General features: G+C 70.9%; 11 protein-coding genes and 1 pseudogene. 8 read left to right on the top strand and 4 right to left on the bottom strand.

What is annotated here, in order from left to right; all coding sequences use genetic code 11:
- Positions 1–97: 97 nt before the first annotated feature.
- The 3 genes and pseudogenes from ACWEN0_RS14965 to ACWEN0_RS14955 all read left to right on the top strand — a co-directional run.
- Positions 98–1,240, top strand: a pseudogene (locus ACWEN0_RS14965) (putative PEP-binding protein); the annotation flags it as partial.
- Positions 1,241–1,245: 5 nt separating this feature from the next.
- Positions 1,246–1,656 (top strand): cupin domain-containing protein, encoded by a 411-nt coding sequence (locus ACWEN0_RS14960; protein ID WP_451973284.1) that lies wholly within the window; start codon positions 1,246–1,248, stop codon positions 1,654–1,656.
- A 94-nt stretch (positions 1,657–1,750) separates the two neighbouring features.
- Complete coding sequence (locus tag ACWEN0_RS14955) at positions 1,751–2,794, top strand: alcohol dehydrogenase catalytic domain-containing protein (RefSeq protein WP_451973282.1); 1,044 nt, start codon at positions 1,751–1,753, stop codon at positions 2,792–2,794.
- Here the strand turns inward: ACWEN0_RS14955 and ACWEN0_RS14950 are convergent.
- On the bottom strand, positions 2,791–3,753 hold the full coding sequence (locus ACWEN0_RS14950; protein WP_451973280.1) for an SEFIR domain-containing protein: 963 nt from the start codon (positions 3,751–3,753) through the stop codon (positions 2,791–2,793). The genes ACWEN0_RS14955 and ACWEN0_RS14950 overlap by 4 nt on opposite strands.
- Before the next feature lie 232 nt (positions 3,754–3,985).
- On the opposite strand from ACWEN0_RS14950, the gene ACWEN0_RS14945 reads away from it, so the two are divergent.
- The 5 genes from ACWEN0_RS14945 to ACWEN0_RS14925 all read left to right on the top strand — a co-directional run bounded on the left by ACWEN0_RS14945 (position 3,986) and on the right by ACWEN0_RS14925 (position 10,520).
- Positions 3,986–4,552 carry a TIR domain-containing protein gene (locus tag ACWEN0_RS14945; RefSeq protein WP_451973278.1) on the top strand — a complete coding sequence of 189 codons (567 nt, stop codon included), beginning with the start codon at positions 3,986–3,988 and terminating at the stop codon, positions 4,550–4,552.
- Positions 4,553–4,555: 3 nt separating this feature from the next.
- The gene (locus ACWEN0_RS14940; protein WP_451973276.1) at positions 4,556–6,187 is read left to right on the top strand and encodes a tyrosine-protein kinase family protein; all 1,632 of its coding nucleotides are present in this window, start codon (positions 4,556–4,558) and stop codon (positions 6,185–6,187) included.
- A complete protein-coding gene (locus ACWEN0_RS14935) occupies positions 6,184–6,831 on the top strand; it encodes a hypothetical protein (RefSeq protein WP_451973274.1) in 648 nt (215 codons plus the stop codon). The genes ACWEN0_RS14940 and ACWEN0_RS14935 overlap by 4 nt, the downstream gene beginning before the upstream one ends.
- Complete coding sequence (locus ACWEN0_RS14930; protein ID WP_451973272.1) at positions 6,831–9,905, top strand: ATP-binding protein; 3,075 nt, start codon at positions 6,831–6,833, stop codon at positions 9,903–9,905. Before ACWEN0_RS14935 ends, ACWEN0_RS14930 begins: the two co-directional genes overlap by 1 nt.
- Before the next feature lie 66 nt (positions 9,906–9,971).
- On the top strand, positions 9,972–10,520 hold the full coding sequence (locus ACWEN0_RS14925; RefSeq protein WP_451973270.1) for a dihydrofolate reductase family protein: 549 nt from the start codon (positions 9,972–9,974) through the stop codon (positions 10,518–10,520).
- On the opposite strand, the gene ACWEN0_RS14920 is transcribed toward ACWEN0_RS14925, so the two are convergent.
- The 3 genes from ACWEN0_RS14920 to ACWEN0_RS14910 form a co-directional block, all read right to left on the bottom strand.
- Positions 10,505–11,470, bottom strand: coding sequence for a 3-oxoacyl-ACP synthase III family protein (locus ACWEN0_RS14920; protein WP_451973268.1), 966 nt, complete (start codon positions 11,468–11,470; stop codon positions 10,505–10,507). The two genes, ACWEN0_RS14925 and ACWEN0_RS14920, sit on opposite strands and share 16 nt — an antisense overlap.
- Complete coding sequence (locus ACWEN0_RS14915; RefSeq protein WP_451973266.1) at positions 11,467–13,305, bottom strand: ThiF family adenylyltransferase; 1,839 nt, start codon at positions 13,303–13,305, stop codon at positions 11,467–11,469. The genes ACWEN0_RS14920 and ACWEN0_RS14915 overlap by 4 nt, the downstream gene beginning before the upstream one ends.
- A 367-nt stretch (positions 13,306–13,672) precedes the next feature.
- Entirely contained in the window at positions 13,673–14,473 is an 801-nt protein-coding gene (locus ACWEN0_RS14910) for an Asp23/Gls24 family envelope stress response protein (protein WP_451973264.1), read from the bottom strand.
- Positions 14,474–14,487: the final 14 nt, after the last annotated feature.

Raw genomic sequence — 14,487 nt, 5'->3', positions numbered from 1 at the left:
AACGGCCCGATGATCCCGTTCTCGGGGCCGTTCAACCTGGTCAACGGCGTGATCTGGCCGCACCTCGACGTCGACGCGCGCTGGTACCGCTTCCACCCCGCCCGGCGTCCCCGACCTGACGGAACCGAGCGTGCTGGTGGCGCGCGACCTCGCGCCGGCCGACACCGCCGGGCTCGACCCCGGCCTCGTGCTGGCGCTGGTCACGGCGGAAGGCGGGCCGACGAGCCACACCGCGATCCTGGCCCGCGCCCTGGGGATTCCCGCCGTCGTCGCGTGCGCGGGCGTCCTCGAGGTGACCAGCCCCGGGCTCGCGGTCGACGGAGACGCGGGCACGGTTTCGCCGTCCGACGGCCGGGTCGTCGCCCCGGCGCGGACGGCCCGGCCGCAGTGGGACGGCGTCGGCCGGCTCGCCGACGGCCATCGCGTCAAACTCCTGGCGAACGTGGGCTCAGCCGCGGACGCCCACGCCGCGTTCGCGGCCGGCGCCGAGGGAATCGGGTTGTTCCGCACGGAGTTCTGCTACCTGTCCGCCTCGGAGGAGCCGACCGAAGCCGAGCAGCGGGCGGCCTACGCGGACGTCCTGAAGCCCTTCGCGGGCAAGCCGGTGATCGTCCGGACGCTGGATGCCGGGTCCGACAAACCCCTCGCGTTCCTGCCGGCGGGGGAGGAGCCCAACCCGGCGCTGGGCGTCCGCGGCCTGCGCGTGGCGTTCGACCGGCCGGAGCTGCTGGAGCGCCAGCTTGCCGCGATCGCGGCCGCGGCGGACGACACCGGCGTCGAACTGTCCGTGATGGCCCCGATGGTCGCGACGGCGGCGGAAGCGGCCTGGTTCGCGGCCCGCGCCCGCGCGGCGGGCATCGCCCGGCCCGGCGTGATGATCGAGATTCCGGCGGCGGCGTTGTGCGCCGCGGAAATCCTGGCGGAGGTCGACTTCGTCTCGCTCGGCACGAACGACCTGGCGCAGTACGTCTTCGCGGCCGACCGCCAGCTCGGCGCGGTGGCGGCGTTGAACGACCCGCACCAGCCGGCGCTGCTTCGGCTGGTCGGCATGGTCGCGGAGGCCGGTGCGGCGGCGGGGAAGCCGGTCGGCGTGTGCGGCGAGGCGGCGGCCGACCCGGCGCTGGCGCCGGTGCTGACCGGACTGGGCGTGACGTCGTTGTCGATGAACGCGGTGGCCCTCGCCGGCGTCGGCGCGGCGCTGCGCGCGGTCGACCTCGCGGCGTGCCGCGCGTTAGCTTGACGGGCATGGAAAGCGACAACGCGCAGAGCGTGTTCGACGTCCCGGCGGAGGCCGCGGCGCTGCCCGAAACCGCGGAAACCATGCTGGTGGACAAGTACTTCGTCGACAAGGCGTCGGCCAGTGCGCGGATCTTCCGGATCTACCGCGAAGTCCCGTTGCACTACCACGAAGAGTGCGACGAACACCTGTACCTGCTCAGCGGCGGCGGAACGTTCCACCTCGACGGCGAGGAGTTCGAGGCGCGGCCGGGGATGTTCCTCTGCTTCGAGCGGCGGAAGGTCCACGGCTTCCCGGCGATCACCGCGGAACCGTTGGTGGTGCTGGCGATCGACGTGCCGCGCCGCCGTCCGGACGACATCGTGTTCGTCGACCCGTCCCAAGGCGACGCCCGCTCGTTCATGGCCCGCAACGCCTGAGTCTCAAATTGCGACAGCCGGGCGGCTTTCCCGGTTCTAGCGTCGGATCCGGCCGTGCCCGGCCACGGGCGCCGGGCGGCCGCCGGAGGCGACGATGAAGGCGCTGGTCTACCACGGTCCGGGCGCGAAGGCTTGGGAAGACGTCCCGGACGCCGCCGTCCGGGAGCCGACCGACGTGGTGGTGCGCGTGGACACCACCACGATCTGCGGCACCGACCTGCACATCCTGCACGGCGACGTCCCGGCGGTCACCGACGGCCGCATCCTCGGCCACGAAGCGGTGGGCACGGTGACAGCGGTGGGCGAGGCCGTCCGGGCGTTCGCGACCGGCGACCGCGTGCTCGTGCCGGCCATCACCCAGTGCGGCCGCTGCGAGTACTGCGGGCGCGGAATGCCTTCGCACTGCCGGACGGTCGGCGGGATCGGCTGGATCTTCGGCCACCTCATCGACGGCACCCAGGCCGAGTTCGTCCGCGTGCCGTACGCGGACACGTCGTTGCACGCGGTCCCCGGCGGAGTCACGAACGAACAGGCGATCTTCCTGGCGGACTCGCTGCCGACGGGGTACGAGGTGGGCGTGCTGGCCGGCCGCGTCCGCCCGGGCGACACGGTGGCGGTCGTCGGCGCGGGCGCGGTCGGCCTGGCGGCGATCCTGACCACGGGCCTGTGGGGCGCGTCGAAGGTGATCGCGGTGGACTCGAACAAGTTCCGCCTGGAGAAGGCCCTGGAGTTCGGCGCGACGGACGCGTTCGAAGCAGGCCCGGGCGTGCTCGCCGACGTCCACTCGTTGACCGACGGCCTCGGCGTGGACGTGGCGATCGAAGCGGTGGGCTACCCGGAAACCCTGCTGACGACGGCATCCCTGGTCCGCCCGGGCGGCCGCATCGCGAACATCGGCGTCCACGGCGTACCGGTCGAGCTGCCGATGCAGGACATGTGGATCCAGAACCTGACCCTGACCATGGGCCTGGTGGACACGGTGTCCATCCCGACGCTGCTGAAGATGGTCGCCTCGGGCCGCATCCCGGCCGAGCGCATGGGAACCCACCGGTTCACCTTCGCCCAGATGGACGAGGCCTACGAAGTCTTCGCCAACGCGGCCGCGAACTCGGCGCTCAAGGTGGTCATCACGCCTTAGGTCATCGTCGGATCGCCCCAGGCGAGCGCGGGCGGCCGTCTGTTCGGCCGCTGGACGAAGACCACCGACGACCCGAACGGAGACGCCGGCGCCCCGGGCCGCGACATCTCGAGCCGGAGCTTCGACGCACCGGTGACGTCGAGGTCGATTTCGGCGGATTTCCCGATGGCCACTTCGTGTTCGGAGCGCGGAGCGCCGTCCAGCAGGACGCGGAACCGCCCGACCTGGAACCGGTCGGCGGCGTCGTCGAGCACCCCGGCGATGGTGGTGAACCGCTGGTAGCGGCCCCCGAGTTCGAATTCGACGAACCCGGGGGCCGTGCCCGAGCGGAGCACGATGCTGTCGTCGTACCGCACCCCGTCGATCGAGGCGGCGCCGCGCTGGACGCCCGAGCTGCTGCCGGTCCACGGCAGCGCGTTCGCGCGCATCGGCTGCGGATCCGAGGATCCGCCGAGCCACCGGCCCCGGGGCGGCATCGGGTGCTTGCCCCGGCCCGTGATCGCCGCAAGTAAATCGGCCACTCCGCGGTCGGTGAACTCGTCGATCTCGTACCGCGTGGTGGAATAAGGGGAGAGGAAGGCCGGGATCTCGTCGATGGACCTGCCGGGCAGCACCACCGGGAGGACCCGTCGAGTGCCTTCGCGGTGGTCCCTGGTGAGCTTGTCGCGGATGATGGCGGTTTCGAACTGCGCACCGCGTCCCTCGTCCGGTGGTGCGTCGCCGTCGGCACGCGCCCGGTACAGGGGCGAAGCCACGACGATGATGAAGTCGGCCGCCTTGAGGTGCTGCGTGGCCCACAATGACCAGTCGATGCGGACGTTGTCGTGCCACTGGTCGAGCACGACTTCGAGCCCGATCCTGCTGCGCAGGAAGGTGGCGAACCGCCGGACCTGGTCCTTGTGCTCGTCGGTGTCGTGGGAATAGGTGACGAACACCCTCGGCGCCTCGGGCTCGGACATCGGCTTCCCCTCGGGATGGTCGGTGATTCACCGATCGCGGCGATCGGCATTCCGGAACGCTTCGCGTTCTATCCGTGGCTTCTCGATTTGTCAAGATAGCATTCTCTCCGAGACTTCCGGCGTGGCCAGTTATTGTCCAGAATCTGTCAGGTTTCTCGCCTTCTTCGGTGGTGCGCGGTCGATCTAGGATGACTTCCGCCTGGTGGGGAGCGGTGGAGGAGCGGCGGCACGCGTGTACGAGTACGACGTCTTCATCAGCTACCAACGTGCCGCAGGTGACATATCGGCGTGGATTCGCCACCATTTCCACCCGCGCCTGTCGGAAGTGCTCGACAACAATCGCTTCGAGGACGTCCGGATATTCTTCGACGACCAGGTGCGTGTCGGGTCCCGCTGGCCGAACGAGCTGAAGTCGGCGTTGCTGCGCTCTCGCGTGCTGGTGCCGGTCGTTTCGCCGAAGTACTTCCGGGACGAGTGGTGCCTGGCCGAGTGGTTTTCGATGGCGGACCGCGAGGCGCTCGGCACCGGGCGTCAGCTGATCTACCCGGTGATCTTCTGCGACTCCAGGAACTTTCCGGCCTGGGCCTTCGAGCGTCGCCTGCGCGACCTGCAGGAGTGGAACCACCCGTTCGAGCACTTCCAGACCGCGCCGGCGTACCTCGACTTCAACCAGGAGATCAAGCGGATCGCGGTCGACTTGGAGGAGCTGATCGAACGAGCACCGGAGTGGCGCGCCGACTTCCCGGTCAGCACGCCGGCCCCGGAACCACCGAAGCGCGCGCGGATGCCGAGGTTGTGACGGATGCCCGGAGCGATCTTCACCTTCTACTCCTACAAGGGCGGGGTCGGCCGGAGCTTCACGCTGGCCAACATCGCCGTGCTGCTCGCCCGCTGGGGGTACCGGGTCCTCTGCCTGGACTGGGACCTCGAAGCCCCCGGTCTCGGCGACTACTTCCGGCCGCGGCTGACCGCCCGTCCCACCGGCGGCGTGGTGGACCTCGTCGACGATTTCCGGCGCGGCCGGTTCGCGCCGCAGGCCCACGTCCTGCGGCTGAAGGACGCCGGCGCGCTCGACTTCATCGCGGCCGGCCGCGAAAACGACAGTTACATCGGGCAGATGCAGGCGATCGACTGGGAACGCCTGTACGACGAGGGGTTCGGCGAGTACCTCGAGAAGTGCCGCGAGCAGTGGACGTCGAACTACGACTTCGTGCTCATCGACAGCCGCACGGGCATCTCCGACGTCGGCGGGATCTGCACGGCGCACCTGCCGGACCACCTCGTGGTGTTGTTCACGGCGAACCGGCAGAGCATCCGCGGTGCGATGGAGGCCGCCCGGCGGGCGGACGCCGCGCGCAACCAGCTGCCGTTCGACCGCTCGCGGCTGACCGTCCTGCCCGTGTTGTCGCGGTTCGACAACCGCGAAGAGTACGACCGGTCGGAGACGTGGCGCCGCATCGTCGTCGACGAGACGACCGAGCTGTACCGGACGTGGCTGGACCAGGCGGTCGAGCCGGCGACCATGTCCCGGCACCTGACCCTGCCGTACGTGTCGTACTGGAGTTTCGGCGAGCAGCTCCCGGTGCTGTCGGAGCAGACGCCGAGCGCCGACCAGATCGGCTTCGCGCTCGAGACGGTCGCGGCCGTGATCGCCTGCCGGCTCGACCGCACCGACCTGCTGGGGGAGAACCGCGACGCCTACGTGGCGGCCGTGCGGGCGAGCCGCCAGGAGTTCAAGCACGAGCTGCGGGTCAGCATCCCGCGGACGGCCGTCGGGGCGGGGAACGACCTGGTCGCCGAGCTGGGCAAGCTCGACACCCGCGTGGTGAAGTCGCTTTCCGGCGACCGATCCCTGCTCGCGCGGGCGGAAGACGACGCGCGTCACCTGTGCCTGCTCGTCGACGGCAAGGTGAGCCGCTGGCAGGCGGCCGAGGTCGAGCTGTTCCTGCACCGCACCCTCGGCCAGGACCGCCGGGTCATCCCGGTCCTCACGCCGGGCACCCCGACGGCGGGATTGCCCGGCTACGTCGGCAACCTCCGTTTTCTGAGGCTGAGCCCGTCGCGCGGTCCGGCGGAGATCGCCCGCGACCTGGTCGGGCAGCTGAAGGGCTTCACACCACTGTTCGAAACGGACGACGACGTCGACCTCGCGGCGCTGCTCGACCAGGCCCGCGGCGCCCGGCTGCGGCCCTCCCGCTGGGACCTGGTGGACGAGCTGATCACGGCCCTGCAGCCGGCGGTGGGCGCCGGCGACGGCGCACGCACGGCGGACCTCGCAGCGGACCTGGCGGTGGCGATCAAACCCCGCACCCCGAACGGCGACGGCCACCCGGCACCGGCCCAGACCCGCCGGTCGATCGACTGGCTCCTCCGGGCGCTGGACGCCCGCGCCCAGACCACGACGAAACCGAACCACCGGAAGGATCTCGGATGACGGACCGCTTGGGACACAAACAAACCGCGGCGATGCTCACGCTGATGGTGCTGGGCCGTGAGGTGCCCAACCCGGAGTTGAAGGAGCTCGTGGGCTTCTCACTCACGGGCAAGGAACGCACCCAGCTGGAGGACGGCGGGTACATCACCAGCAAGAAGGTCGGTCGTGCGTTCGTGAACGAGCTGACCGAGGGCGGATGGGCGTGGTGTGAGAAGGAGATCGGCCTGGGTACACCTCCGCCTCCCCGGCCACTCAGCACCCTTTGCTCGGCTCTCTACGTGGTCCTCGGCGGCTTCGATGACTTCCTGCGCCGACGGAAGCTGCGCCTGGCCGACGTCTTCGACCCGACGGGCGAGGTACTGGTGGTCGAGCCTGCATCGACCGAGGACCTCGAGACCCGTATCCGCGTCGCGTACCGGGAGCTGGTCAGGGAGCCCCGCGGTTGGGTCGGTCTGGTGGACCTGCGTCCGAAGCTCGGCGCACCTGCGGCGGAGGTCGATGCCGTGCTCAAGGAACTGAGCCGGGCCGGGAAGGTGCACCTCGTCCCGGAGGACAACCGCAAGGCGCTCACCGCGGCTGACCACGAGGCGGCGATCCGCATCGGCGGTGAGGACAACCACCTGCTCTCGATCGAGGCGCTGTGATGGACGAGCTCGCAGCACTGGCGGCACTGAGTTTCGACTGGGCGGACACTCCCGATCACGTCTGGCGGGACTCGCCTTACCACGTAGACGGCTTGCATGCCGATGCGCTCGCCGCGATCGACACGGGCATCCGAGACGCCGCGACCAGCGATGGGCCGAGCCCGATCGGGCTGGTCCTCAGGGGCCTGAAGGGAGTCGGCAAGACCCACTTGCTCGGCCTAGTCCGGCGCCAGGTGCATCGCGCGCGGGGGTACTTCTTCCTCGACGACGTCACCGCAGCCGAGGCGTTCTGGGAGAACACGGCCGAGGCACTGCGCCGCGGGCTGACCCGTCCGGACGACTCGGGCGAGTCCCAGCTGAAAAGCTTTCTGCTGCGCGTTTGCCTGCGCACCCACGTGAACGCAGAGGTCACGGCGACGATCCGGAAAGGTCGCGGACTGACCGCGGACCACGTCGAGGCCTTCGTGGACGGGGTGGCGTCGCTCGACGAGAGGGCCGCCGGAGAATGCGGGGACACCGCACGTGCCCTCGTCCTGATCGCCAGCCGGGATCGGGGAGCCAAGTACATCGGCGAAGACTTCCTCGACGGCGACGAGCATCTCACCCCCGAAGCCCGGCAGTGGAACATATATTCGCGGCCGAAACCCGCCCGTGTTCTCGTGCAGGAGATCACCCGGCTCCTCGCCCTGACCGGACCGGTCGTGATCGCTGTCGACCAGCTCGACACCCTCGTAGCCCGGTCCGCCCAGAGGACGCAGGAAATCGGGAACAGCGCCGAGGAAAACCTGCTCGTCGCCCAGATCGCTGACGGGCTCATGGGTTTGCGCGAAGTCACCCACAAAACCCTTACCGTGCTGGCCTGCCTGCCGAGCACGTGGGACCAGATCAAGGCGAAGGCCGCAGGCACCGTGCCCGACCGGTTCCGCGAGTCGGTCACGCTCGGACGGATCGTCGATGCCGAAGTTGGCCGGGCGCTGGTGGCTAAGCGGCTCGGGGTCGCCTACCAGGCCATGGACTTCACCCCTCCGCACCCGACCTGGCCGGTCGCGCCCGTGGCGTTCGCAGAACCCTGGGAACAATGGACTCCGCGGCAATTGCTGAAGCGCATCGGCGCGCACATCGAACTGTGCCTGCGTGCCGGGCAGGCTCAGGAACTCACGTCCTTCGACGAGAAGGCCGTGGCGCCGGTCGCCCCCGTGTACAGAGCGGTCGCGACCGACCGGTTTGCCGACCTCGACGCTGAGTTCGAGAAGCTGCAGGCGGAAGCGGAACCCGACAAGGTGCTCGCCGAGAAGAACGTGGACAAGGCGATGCCTGACCTCCTGTCCGCGGCCCTGCGCTGTTGGGTCACCGAAGTCGGGGACGACGACCTGGAATGGTCGTGCGAGCGCCAGAACGGGCGGAGCGAAGTACACGCCTGGCTCACCCGGACCCTCGACGAGGCTGCCGACCTGCAGGAGCACTGGGCGTTCCGGGTGATCGCGGCCCGGGACCCGCGGGCGGCGCTGAGCAGGTTCCGCAAGGCCCGCTCGGCGGCGGGCCAACGGCAAGGAGTGGACAACCGGCATCTCGTCATCCTCAGAGACGCTTGGGGACGGGGGGACAAGACTCGTAAGGAGGTCGCCGAGTTCACCACGGCCGGCGGCAAGACCATCCCGCCGAGCCAGGCCGACGTCCGCACTTTCTGGGCCCTCCAGAAAATGCTCGGCAACGGCGGCCGCGAGTTGCACGAGTGGTTGATCGACCGTCGGCCGGCCAGTCGGTCGGATCTGCTCTCCGCCGTCCTGCCCGACAAGCCGTCGGGGCAGCCTGCCGAAGGGACTCACCCGCCACCCGGCGACGGGGAGATCACGCTCGGGACCGTCGTCGGCTCGGGGGAGCCCGTGCGGATCGAGCTTTCCGCCCTTCGCAAGCACGCCGCGGTCTTTGCCGGGTCTGGTTCGGGGAAGACCGTGCTGCTGCGGCGGATCGTGGAGGAGTGCGCTCTGCTGGGGGTCTCCGCGATCGTCCTGGATCCGAACAACGACCTTTCGCGGCTCGGGGATGCCTGGCCCACGCCGCCCGAGGGCTGGGGGCCCGAGGACGCCCAGCTCGCCAAGCGGTACCTCGCCGAGACCGATGTCGTCGTGTGGACGCCGGGGCGGGCCACCGGGCGGCCCTTGGCCTTTCAGCCGCTGCCGGACTTCGGTGGCGTCCTGGACGACTCCGACGAGTTCGCCGCCGCGGTCGAGGTGGCCGTCGCGACGCTGGCGCCGCAGGCGCGGCTGACCGGCAGCACGGCGAAGACGAACATCGGCCTGGCCGTGCTGCGGCAAGCCGTCGAGCGGTATGCGCGGACCGGGTCGCGGAGCCTGCCCGAGCTGATCGAGCTGCTCACCGACCTGCCCGACGACGTCAGCAACCTCAACGACGCCAAGCGCATCGCCGCCGGCCTGGCCGAGGTGCTCAAGGCCGCGATGGTCAACGACCCGCTCTTCGCGGGCGGCGGCAGCCCGGTGGACCCGGGCGTCCTGCTCACCCCGGGGCACGGCAAGCGGGCCCGGGTTTCGGTGATCAGTTTCGTCGGGTTGCAGGCGGAAGAGCAGCGGCAGAACTTCGTCAACCAGCTGCAGATGGAGCTCTTCGCGTGGGTCAAGCGCAACCCCGCCGGCGACCGGCCGCTCGGTGCGCTGTTCGTGATGGACGAAGCGCAGACCCTCGCGGCGTCGGGCAGCCTGACGGCGAGTACGCGCAGCACGATCGTCCTCGCGTCGCAGGCCCGCAAGTACGGCCTGGGACTGCTCTTCGCCACCCAGGCGCCGAAGGGCCTGCACAACCAGGTCGTCGGCAACGCGATGACGCAGTTCTTCGGCCGCCTGAACAGCCCGGCCCAGATCGCGGCGGCGAACGACCTGGCGCGGGCGAAAGGCAGCCCGGTCGCGGACATCTCGCGGCTGGAGCGGGCCCAGTTCTACGTCGCGGGCGAAGCGTTCGGGTTCCGGCAGGTCGCGACGCCGTTGTGCCTCTCGCACCACCCGGCCAGCCCGCTGCGGCTCGAGGAGGTGATCGCCCGGGCCCGCGAAACCGGCGAGTGAGGGCTGTCGATCCGCGCGGGGCCCGTTCGACGCAGGGGTGAAACGATCCCTGACCGAGGAGGCCCCATGATCCGCCTGTACATGTCGATGTCCCTCGACGGCTTCGTCGCCGGGCCGGACGACCGTCCGGGGCAGGAAATGGGGCGCGGTGGGTTTCGCCTGTTCGACTGGCTCGACGACCGGTTCGGTGACGGGCCGAGCGCGCAGGTGTATGCCGAGGCGACCGCCACCGGTGCGCTGATCTCGGGCCGGCGGACCTTCGAGCTGGCCGGACGCTGGGGCGGTGATCACCACGACGGCGTCCCGATCCACGTCCTCACCCACCGGATCGACCCGGACGACACCCCGCCCGGCAGCGCGCGCTTCTTCACCGACGTCAAGGCGGCAGCGGAAGAAGCGCGCGCCGCGGCCGGCGACCGGGGCGTGATGGTGCACGGCGCCGGCGCCGCGAAGGCGTTGCTCGAAGCGGGAGAGCTGGACGAGATCGAGATCCAGCTCGTCCCGGTTCTCCTCGGCGCCGGGCGCCGGCTGTTCGACGGCACGCCCGCGGAGCTGGAACTCACCCGGCAGCTATCCGGCCGCGACGTCCTCCACCTGCGCTACAAGGTGAAGTGACCGTGGCGGAAGCACAGCGTGCCCCACTGGAAGCCCGCGCCGATCGACGACACCACGTACGTGTCGCCGGCCGCCACCGCGCCCGGGCCGAAGCGCTCGTGCAACGCCGTGAACACGCCCGCCGAGCCCGTGTTGCCCAGCTCGCCGACCGTGATCGGGGCCCGCTCGTGCGGGATGCCCAGCTTGTCGAGCGCCGCGGTGATGATGTTCAGGTTCGCCTGGTGCAGGAAGAAGTGCGTGACCTCCTCCACCGGGACACCCGCGTCGCCGGTCGCTCGCAGGATGCTGTCCGGCAGGCAGCGGGTCGCGGTGTCCCAGACCGCGCGGCCGTTCATCTTCAGGTACTCGCCGGGCGCCGGGATCTCGACCTCGTACGACAGCTCCCCGCCGAAGTCCCAGCCCAGGAGCCCGGAGTCCGCCGACGAACCCCGCGTCAGCACCGCCGCGCCCGCCGCGTCGCCGAAGAACACCCTCGTCGTGCGGTCCCGCGGGTCCGTCACCCGGGACGCGCAGTCCGCGGCCACCACCAGCACCGTCCGGGCCGCCGACGTCTGGAGCAGGTGCGCGGCCAGGAACAGCGCCTGGACGCCGTTCGCGCACGCCGCCTGCGTGACGTCGAGCGTGAGCGCCCGGTCCGCCCGCAGCAGGTCCTTGACGATGAGCGCTGTCGACGGGAGCGGCTGGTCGTACGTGTACGTCCCGACGATGATCGCGTCGACATCCGAAGCCGCGACGCCCGCCGCGGCCAGCGCCGGGAGCGCCGCCGCGACGCACATGTCCGAGGTGGCCCGGTCCGGAGCCAGGCGGCGCCGGACGCGGATGCCGGTGCGGCTGACGATCCATTCGTCCGAAGTGTCCAGTGTGGACGCGAGCTCGGCGTTGGTCACGACCTGCGGCGGCAGGTGCACCCCGGTGCCCGCGATCGCCACGGGGACGGCCAGCGCGCTCACGCCGGGCCGCCGTAGACGTTGCGCGACGGCCGCAGCTGCTCGTCGAGGTCGGTGTAGAACCGGCCCGACTCGCACGGCCGCCCGAGCAGGATGCGCCGGGCCGCCTCGCCGCACAGGGCCCCGCCGAGCGCGACGCCCGACGCCAGCTGTGGCCAGCTGCTCAGCGTGCGACCGAGTTCGCCGAACGACGCGGCCAGCTCGGGGCTGATCCGGTCCGCGTCCACCATCGCGAGGACCAGGTCGATCTTCTCCTGCGGCCCGAGGTCGAGCAGGTCCACCGACTTGACGTCGCCGAGCAGCCCGTGCAGCAGGGGCCGGTCGGGCTCGGTGTCGAACCGCTCGACGTCGAGCATCCCGCGGTCGTTGCAGTCCATCACGACCGGGACGCCGAGGTCGCGCGCGTACTCGCGCGCCGCGATCTTCCCCCACGGCGTGTCGCACTCCTCGACGAGCAGGTCGAGCCCGCCGGCGAAGAACCGTTCGATGGTCTCCGGGGTCAGCCCCGCCCGCTCGATTTCGATGTCGAGGTAGGGGTCGATCTCGGCCATCTGCCGCGCGGTGAGCACGGCCTTGTTGACCCCGAGGTGGTGCACGCCGGCGCGGAGCCGGTTCAGGTTCGACAGCCCGAAGCCGTCGAAGTCGGCCAGCCGGAAGGAACCGCCGATGCCTTCGAGCGCGAACGTCAACGCCGCGCTGTTGCCGACCGACAGGCCGACGATCCCGATGCGCTTGCCGAACAGCCGCCGCTGCTCGGGACGCTCGATCCGGCCACGGTTGCGGTCGGTGCGGACGAGCCGGAACTCTTCACGTGGCAGCACGTGCACCAGCCGCCCGGACCACGGGTACCAGGCCCACGTGCCGTACTCCCACGGCGCCGCGCCCGCCAGCTGCTCGCGCTTCTTCCGCTCGATCCCGGCGGCGTCGCGGCACGCCGGTTCGCGGCTGCGGACCAGCTCCGCGAGCTGGTCGTCGATCGTGTCGTGCACTTCGCGCACGGCACCGGACTCCAGCAGCGCGTTCAGCGCGCCGGCGTCCGTGTGCAGCACCGGCCGCCACGAGTCGCGGTCCGGCGCGGCGCCGCCCGGCCGGGCCGGCGCCCCGCCGGGGACTGCCGGTGCGGAGAAGACCGGCGCCGCGGCGGCGATGACCGGGAACTCGTCACGCAGCCGGGTCACCAGTTCGTGGTACTGCCCGCCGCCGTCGGCGACGCGGTGCAGCATGATCACGACGTCCTCGGTGTACTGCGGGACGTACCGGCGGGTGCCGCGGACCGGCCGGAAGCCGAACCGCTCGTGGAACCGGTCCTGGCCGTCCTTCGTGCCGGACGTGCCGATCATCGCCCGCGCCCCGAGGTGGTGGGCCGCGCCGATCGCGAGCGCGTTGAGGTACAGCCCGAGCCCCAGCTTCCGGGCGCGGTGCTCGACGACGAGCCTGCTGTGCTCGAACACGTCCCCGGTGGGGAAGCCTTCGGCGGCCAGCAGCTCCTCGTACGCGGTGCCGCCGAGGAAGTCCCGCGACTGGAAGAGCGTGCCGGTGTCCGGTGTGGACAGCCGGATGTACCCCAGCGGCGGGCCGCCCGGGCTGCGCCGGGCGATGAAGTGCCAGGCACCGAAGTCGAGGTCCTGGTCGTCGGCGTGGGTGCCGTCGGCGCGGCGGAACGCGGGACGGCGGCCGTGGTCGAACAGGATCCGGGCGCGCAGCTCGCGGACGGCGTCGAGCATCGAGCGGTCGCCGTCGCCCGGCCGGGGGCCGAGGAACGCGGTGACGTGCCAGTCGGGCGCGTCCGGCGCGGGGGACCACGGCGTGCGGGGGCCGGGGTGGTTCAGGGGGGTCAAGTGTCGCCTTTTCTCCGGAAGTACCGGGCGGCACCGGAAAGCCGCCCGTGCGAAGGGCCCGGCCGGTGGTCCGGACCAGGGCGGCGCGAACGTTAGCAGCGGTGACCGGCCTCGGCCGGGCAGGAGCGGGTGGCCCGGAAATCCTTTACCCACAGGCGAAATTGACGCCGCGTGATGCGAAATGACCGCTAATGGTGAAGATCATCACGGCGTGGCACTCGATGGAGTGGCGTGATGATCTCTGAACGCGACAGGAAAGACCAGCGTGGCCGCGGCTGCGAACAGGATTCGCGCGACGGCTTCACCCCGGCGGGGGAGAGCGCCCGGTCCCGGGGGTGCCCCGGGACCGGGCGCCGACCGCCGCGGGTCAGGCGGCGTCCGGGAAGTGGATGTCGGTGACGTGGACGTGCACGACCTCGACGTCGAGGGCCAGGTACTGCTCGACGGCCTCGATCACCTCGACGCGGATCTGCTCGCCCAGCGCCTTGACCGCGTGCCCGAACTCGATGACGAGGGGAACGGTGATCGACGCGACCTCGCCGTCGAGCTCGACCGTGATGTCCTCGCCGAGGCTGTGCACGCCCTCGGCCTTGCCGGCGACCATCGTGACGATCTTCGAGACGACCCCGTCGGCGACCGTGGTGGTGCCGCGGAGGTTCGCGGCGGGCCGGGCCTCGGCCGCGTCGGTCTCGGCGACCGGCTCGGCGGCCTCGTCGGCTTCCTCGGTCTCCTCGGCGACCGCGACCGGCTCGGCTTCTTCCTCGGCCGAGTCCTCTTCGGCTTCTTCGGTGACCGCGACCGGCTCGTCCTCGTCCGCTTCTTCGGCCTCGGCGACGTCCTCGCCGGCTTCGTCGTCCTCATCGGTCTCGTCGGTCTCGTCGGAGACCTCGGCCGTGTCGTCCTCGGACTCTTCGGCGTCCTCGTCGGTGGCCTCCGCGCTGTCCTCGTCGCTCTCGGTGTCCTCGGCGACCTCCGTGCCGGCTTCGGCCTCGGGCGCGGAGTCCGTCTCCTCGACGACGGCGGCCGCCTCGTCGGTCTCGGTGGTGGTCTCGGCGGGCGCCGCTTCCGCGACGGCGGCTTCGGGCGCGGGGGAGCCGTAGCCGTACCCGCCGGAGCTGGGGTTTTCGTTCTTGGGGCGGCCGAAGATGCTGTTGATGACGTCGGACATGATTTCCCCTTTTC

The organism is Amycolatopsis sp. NPDC004378 (genome assembly GCF_053602455.1).
The sequence above is the reverse complement of the archived record's forward strand: the minus strand, read 5'-3'. Positions and strand labels throughout refer to the sequence as shown.

Bases quoted from the DNA above. Each gene is read 5' to 3' on its own strand.
- ACWEN0_RS14960 (WP_451973284.1), top strand. From the start codon at position 1,246: ATGGAAAGCGACAACGCGCAGAGCGTGTTCGACGTCCCGGCGGAGGCC.
- ACWEN0_RS14955 (WP_451973282.1), top strand. From the start codon at position 1,751: ATGAAGGCGCTGGTCTACCACGGTCCGGGCGCGAAGGCTTGGGAAGAC.
- ACWEN0_RS14950 (WP_451973280.1), bottom strand. From the start codon at position 3,753: ATGTCCGAGCCCGAGGCGCCGAGGGTGTTCGTCACCTATTCCCACGAC.
- ACWEN0_RS14940 (WP_451973276.1), top strand. From the start codon at position 4,556: ATGCCCGGAGCGATCTTCACCTTCTACTCCTACAAGGGCGGGGTCGGC.
- ACWEN0_RS14935 (WP_451973274.1), top strand. From the start codon at position 6,184: ATGACGGACCGCTTGGGACACAAACAAACCGCGGCGATGCTCACGCTG.
- ACWEN0_RS14930 (WP_451973272.1), top strand. From the start codon at position 6,831: ATGGACGAGCTCGCAGCACTGGCGGCACTGAGTTTCGACTGGGCGGAC.
- ACWEN0_RS14925 (WP_451973270.1), top strand. From the start codon at position 9,972: ATGATCCGCCTGTACATGTCGATGTCCCTCGACGGCTTCGTCGCCGGG.
- ACWEN0_RS14910 (WP_451973264.1), bottom strand. From the start codon at position 14,473: ATGTCCGACGTCATCAACAGCATCTTCGGCCGCCCCAAGAACGAAAAC.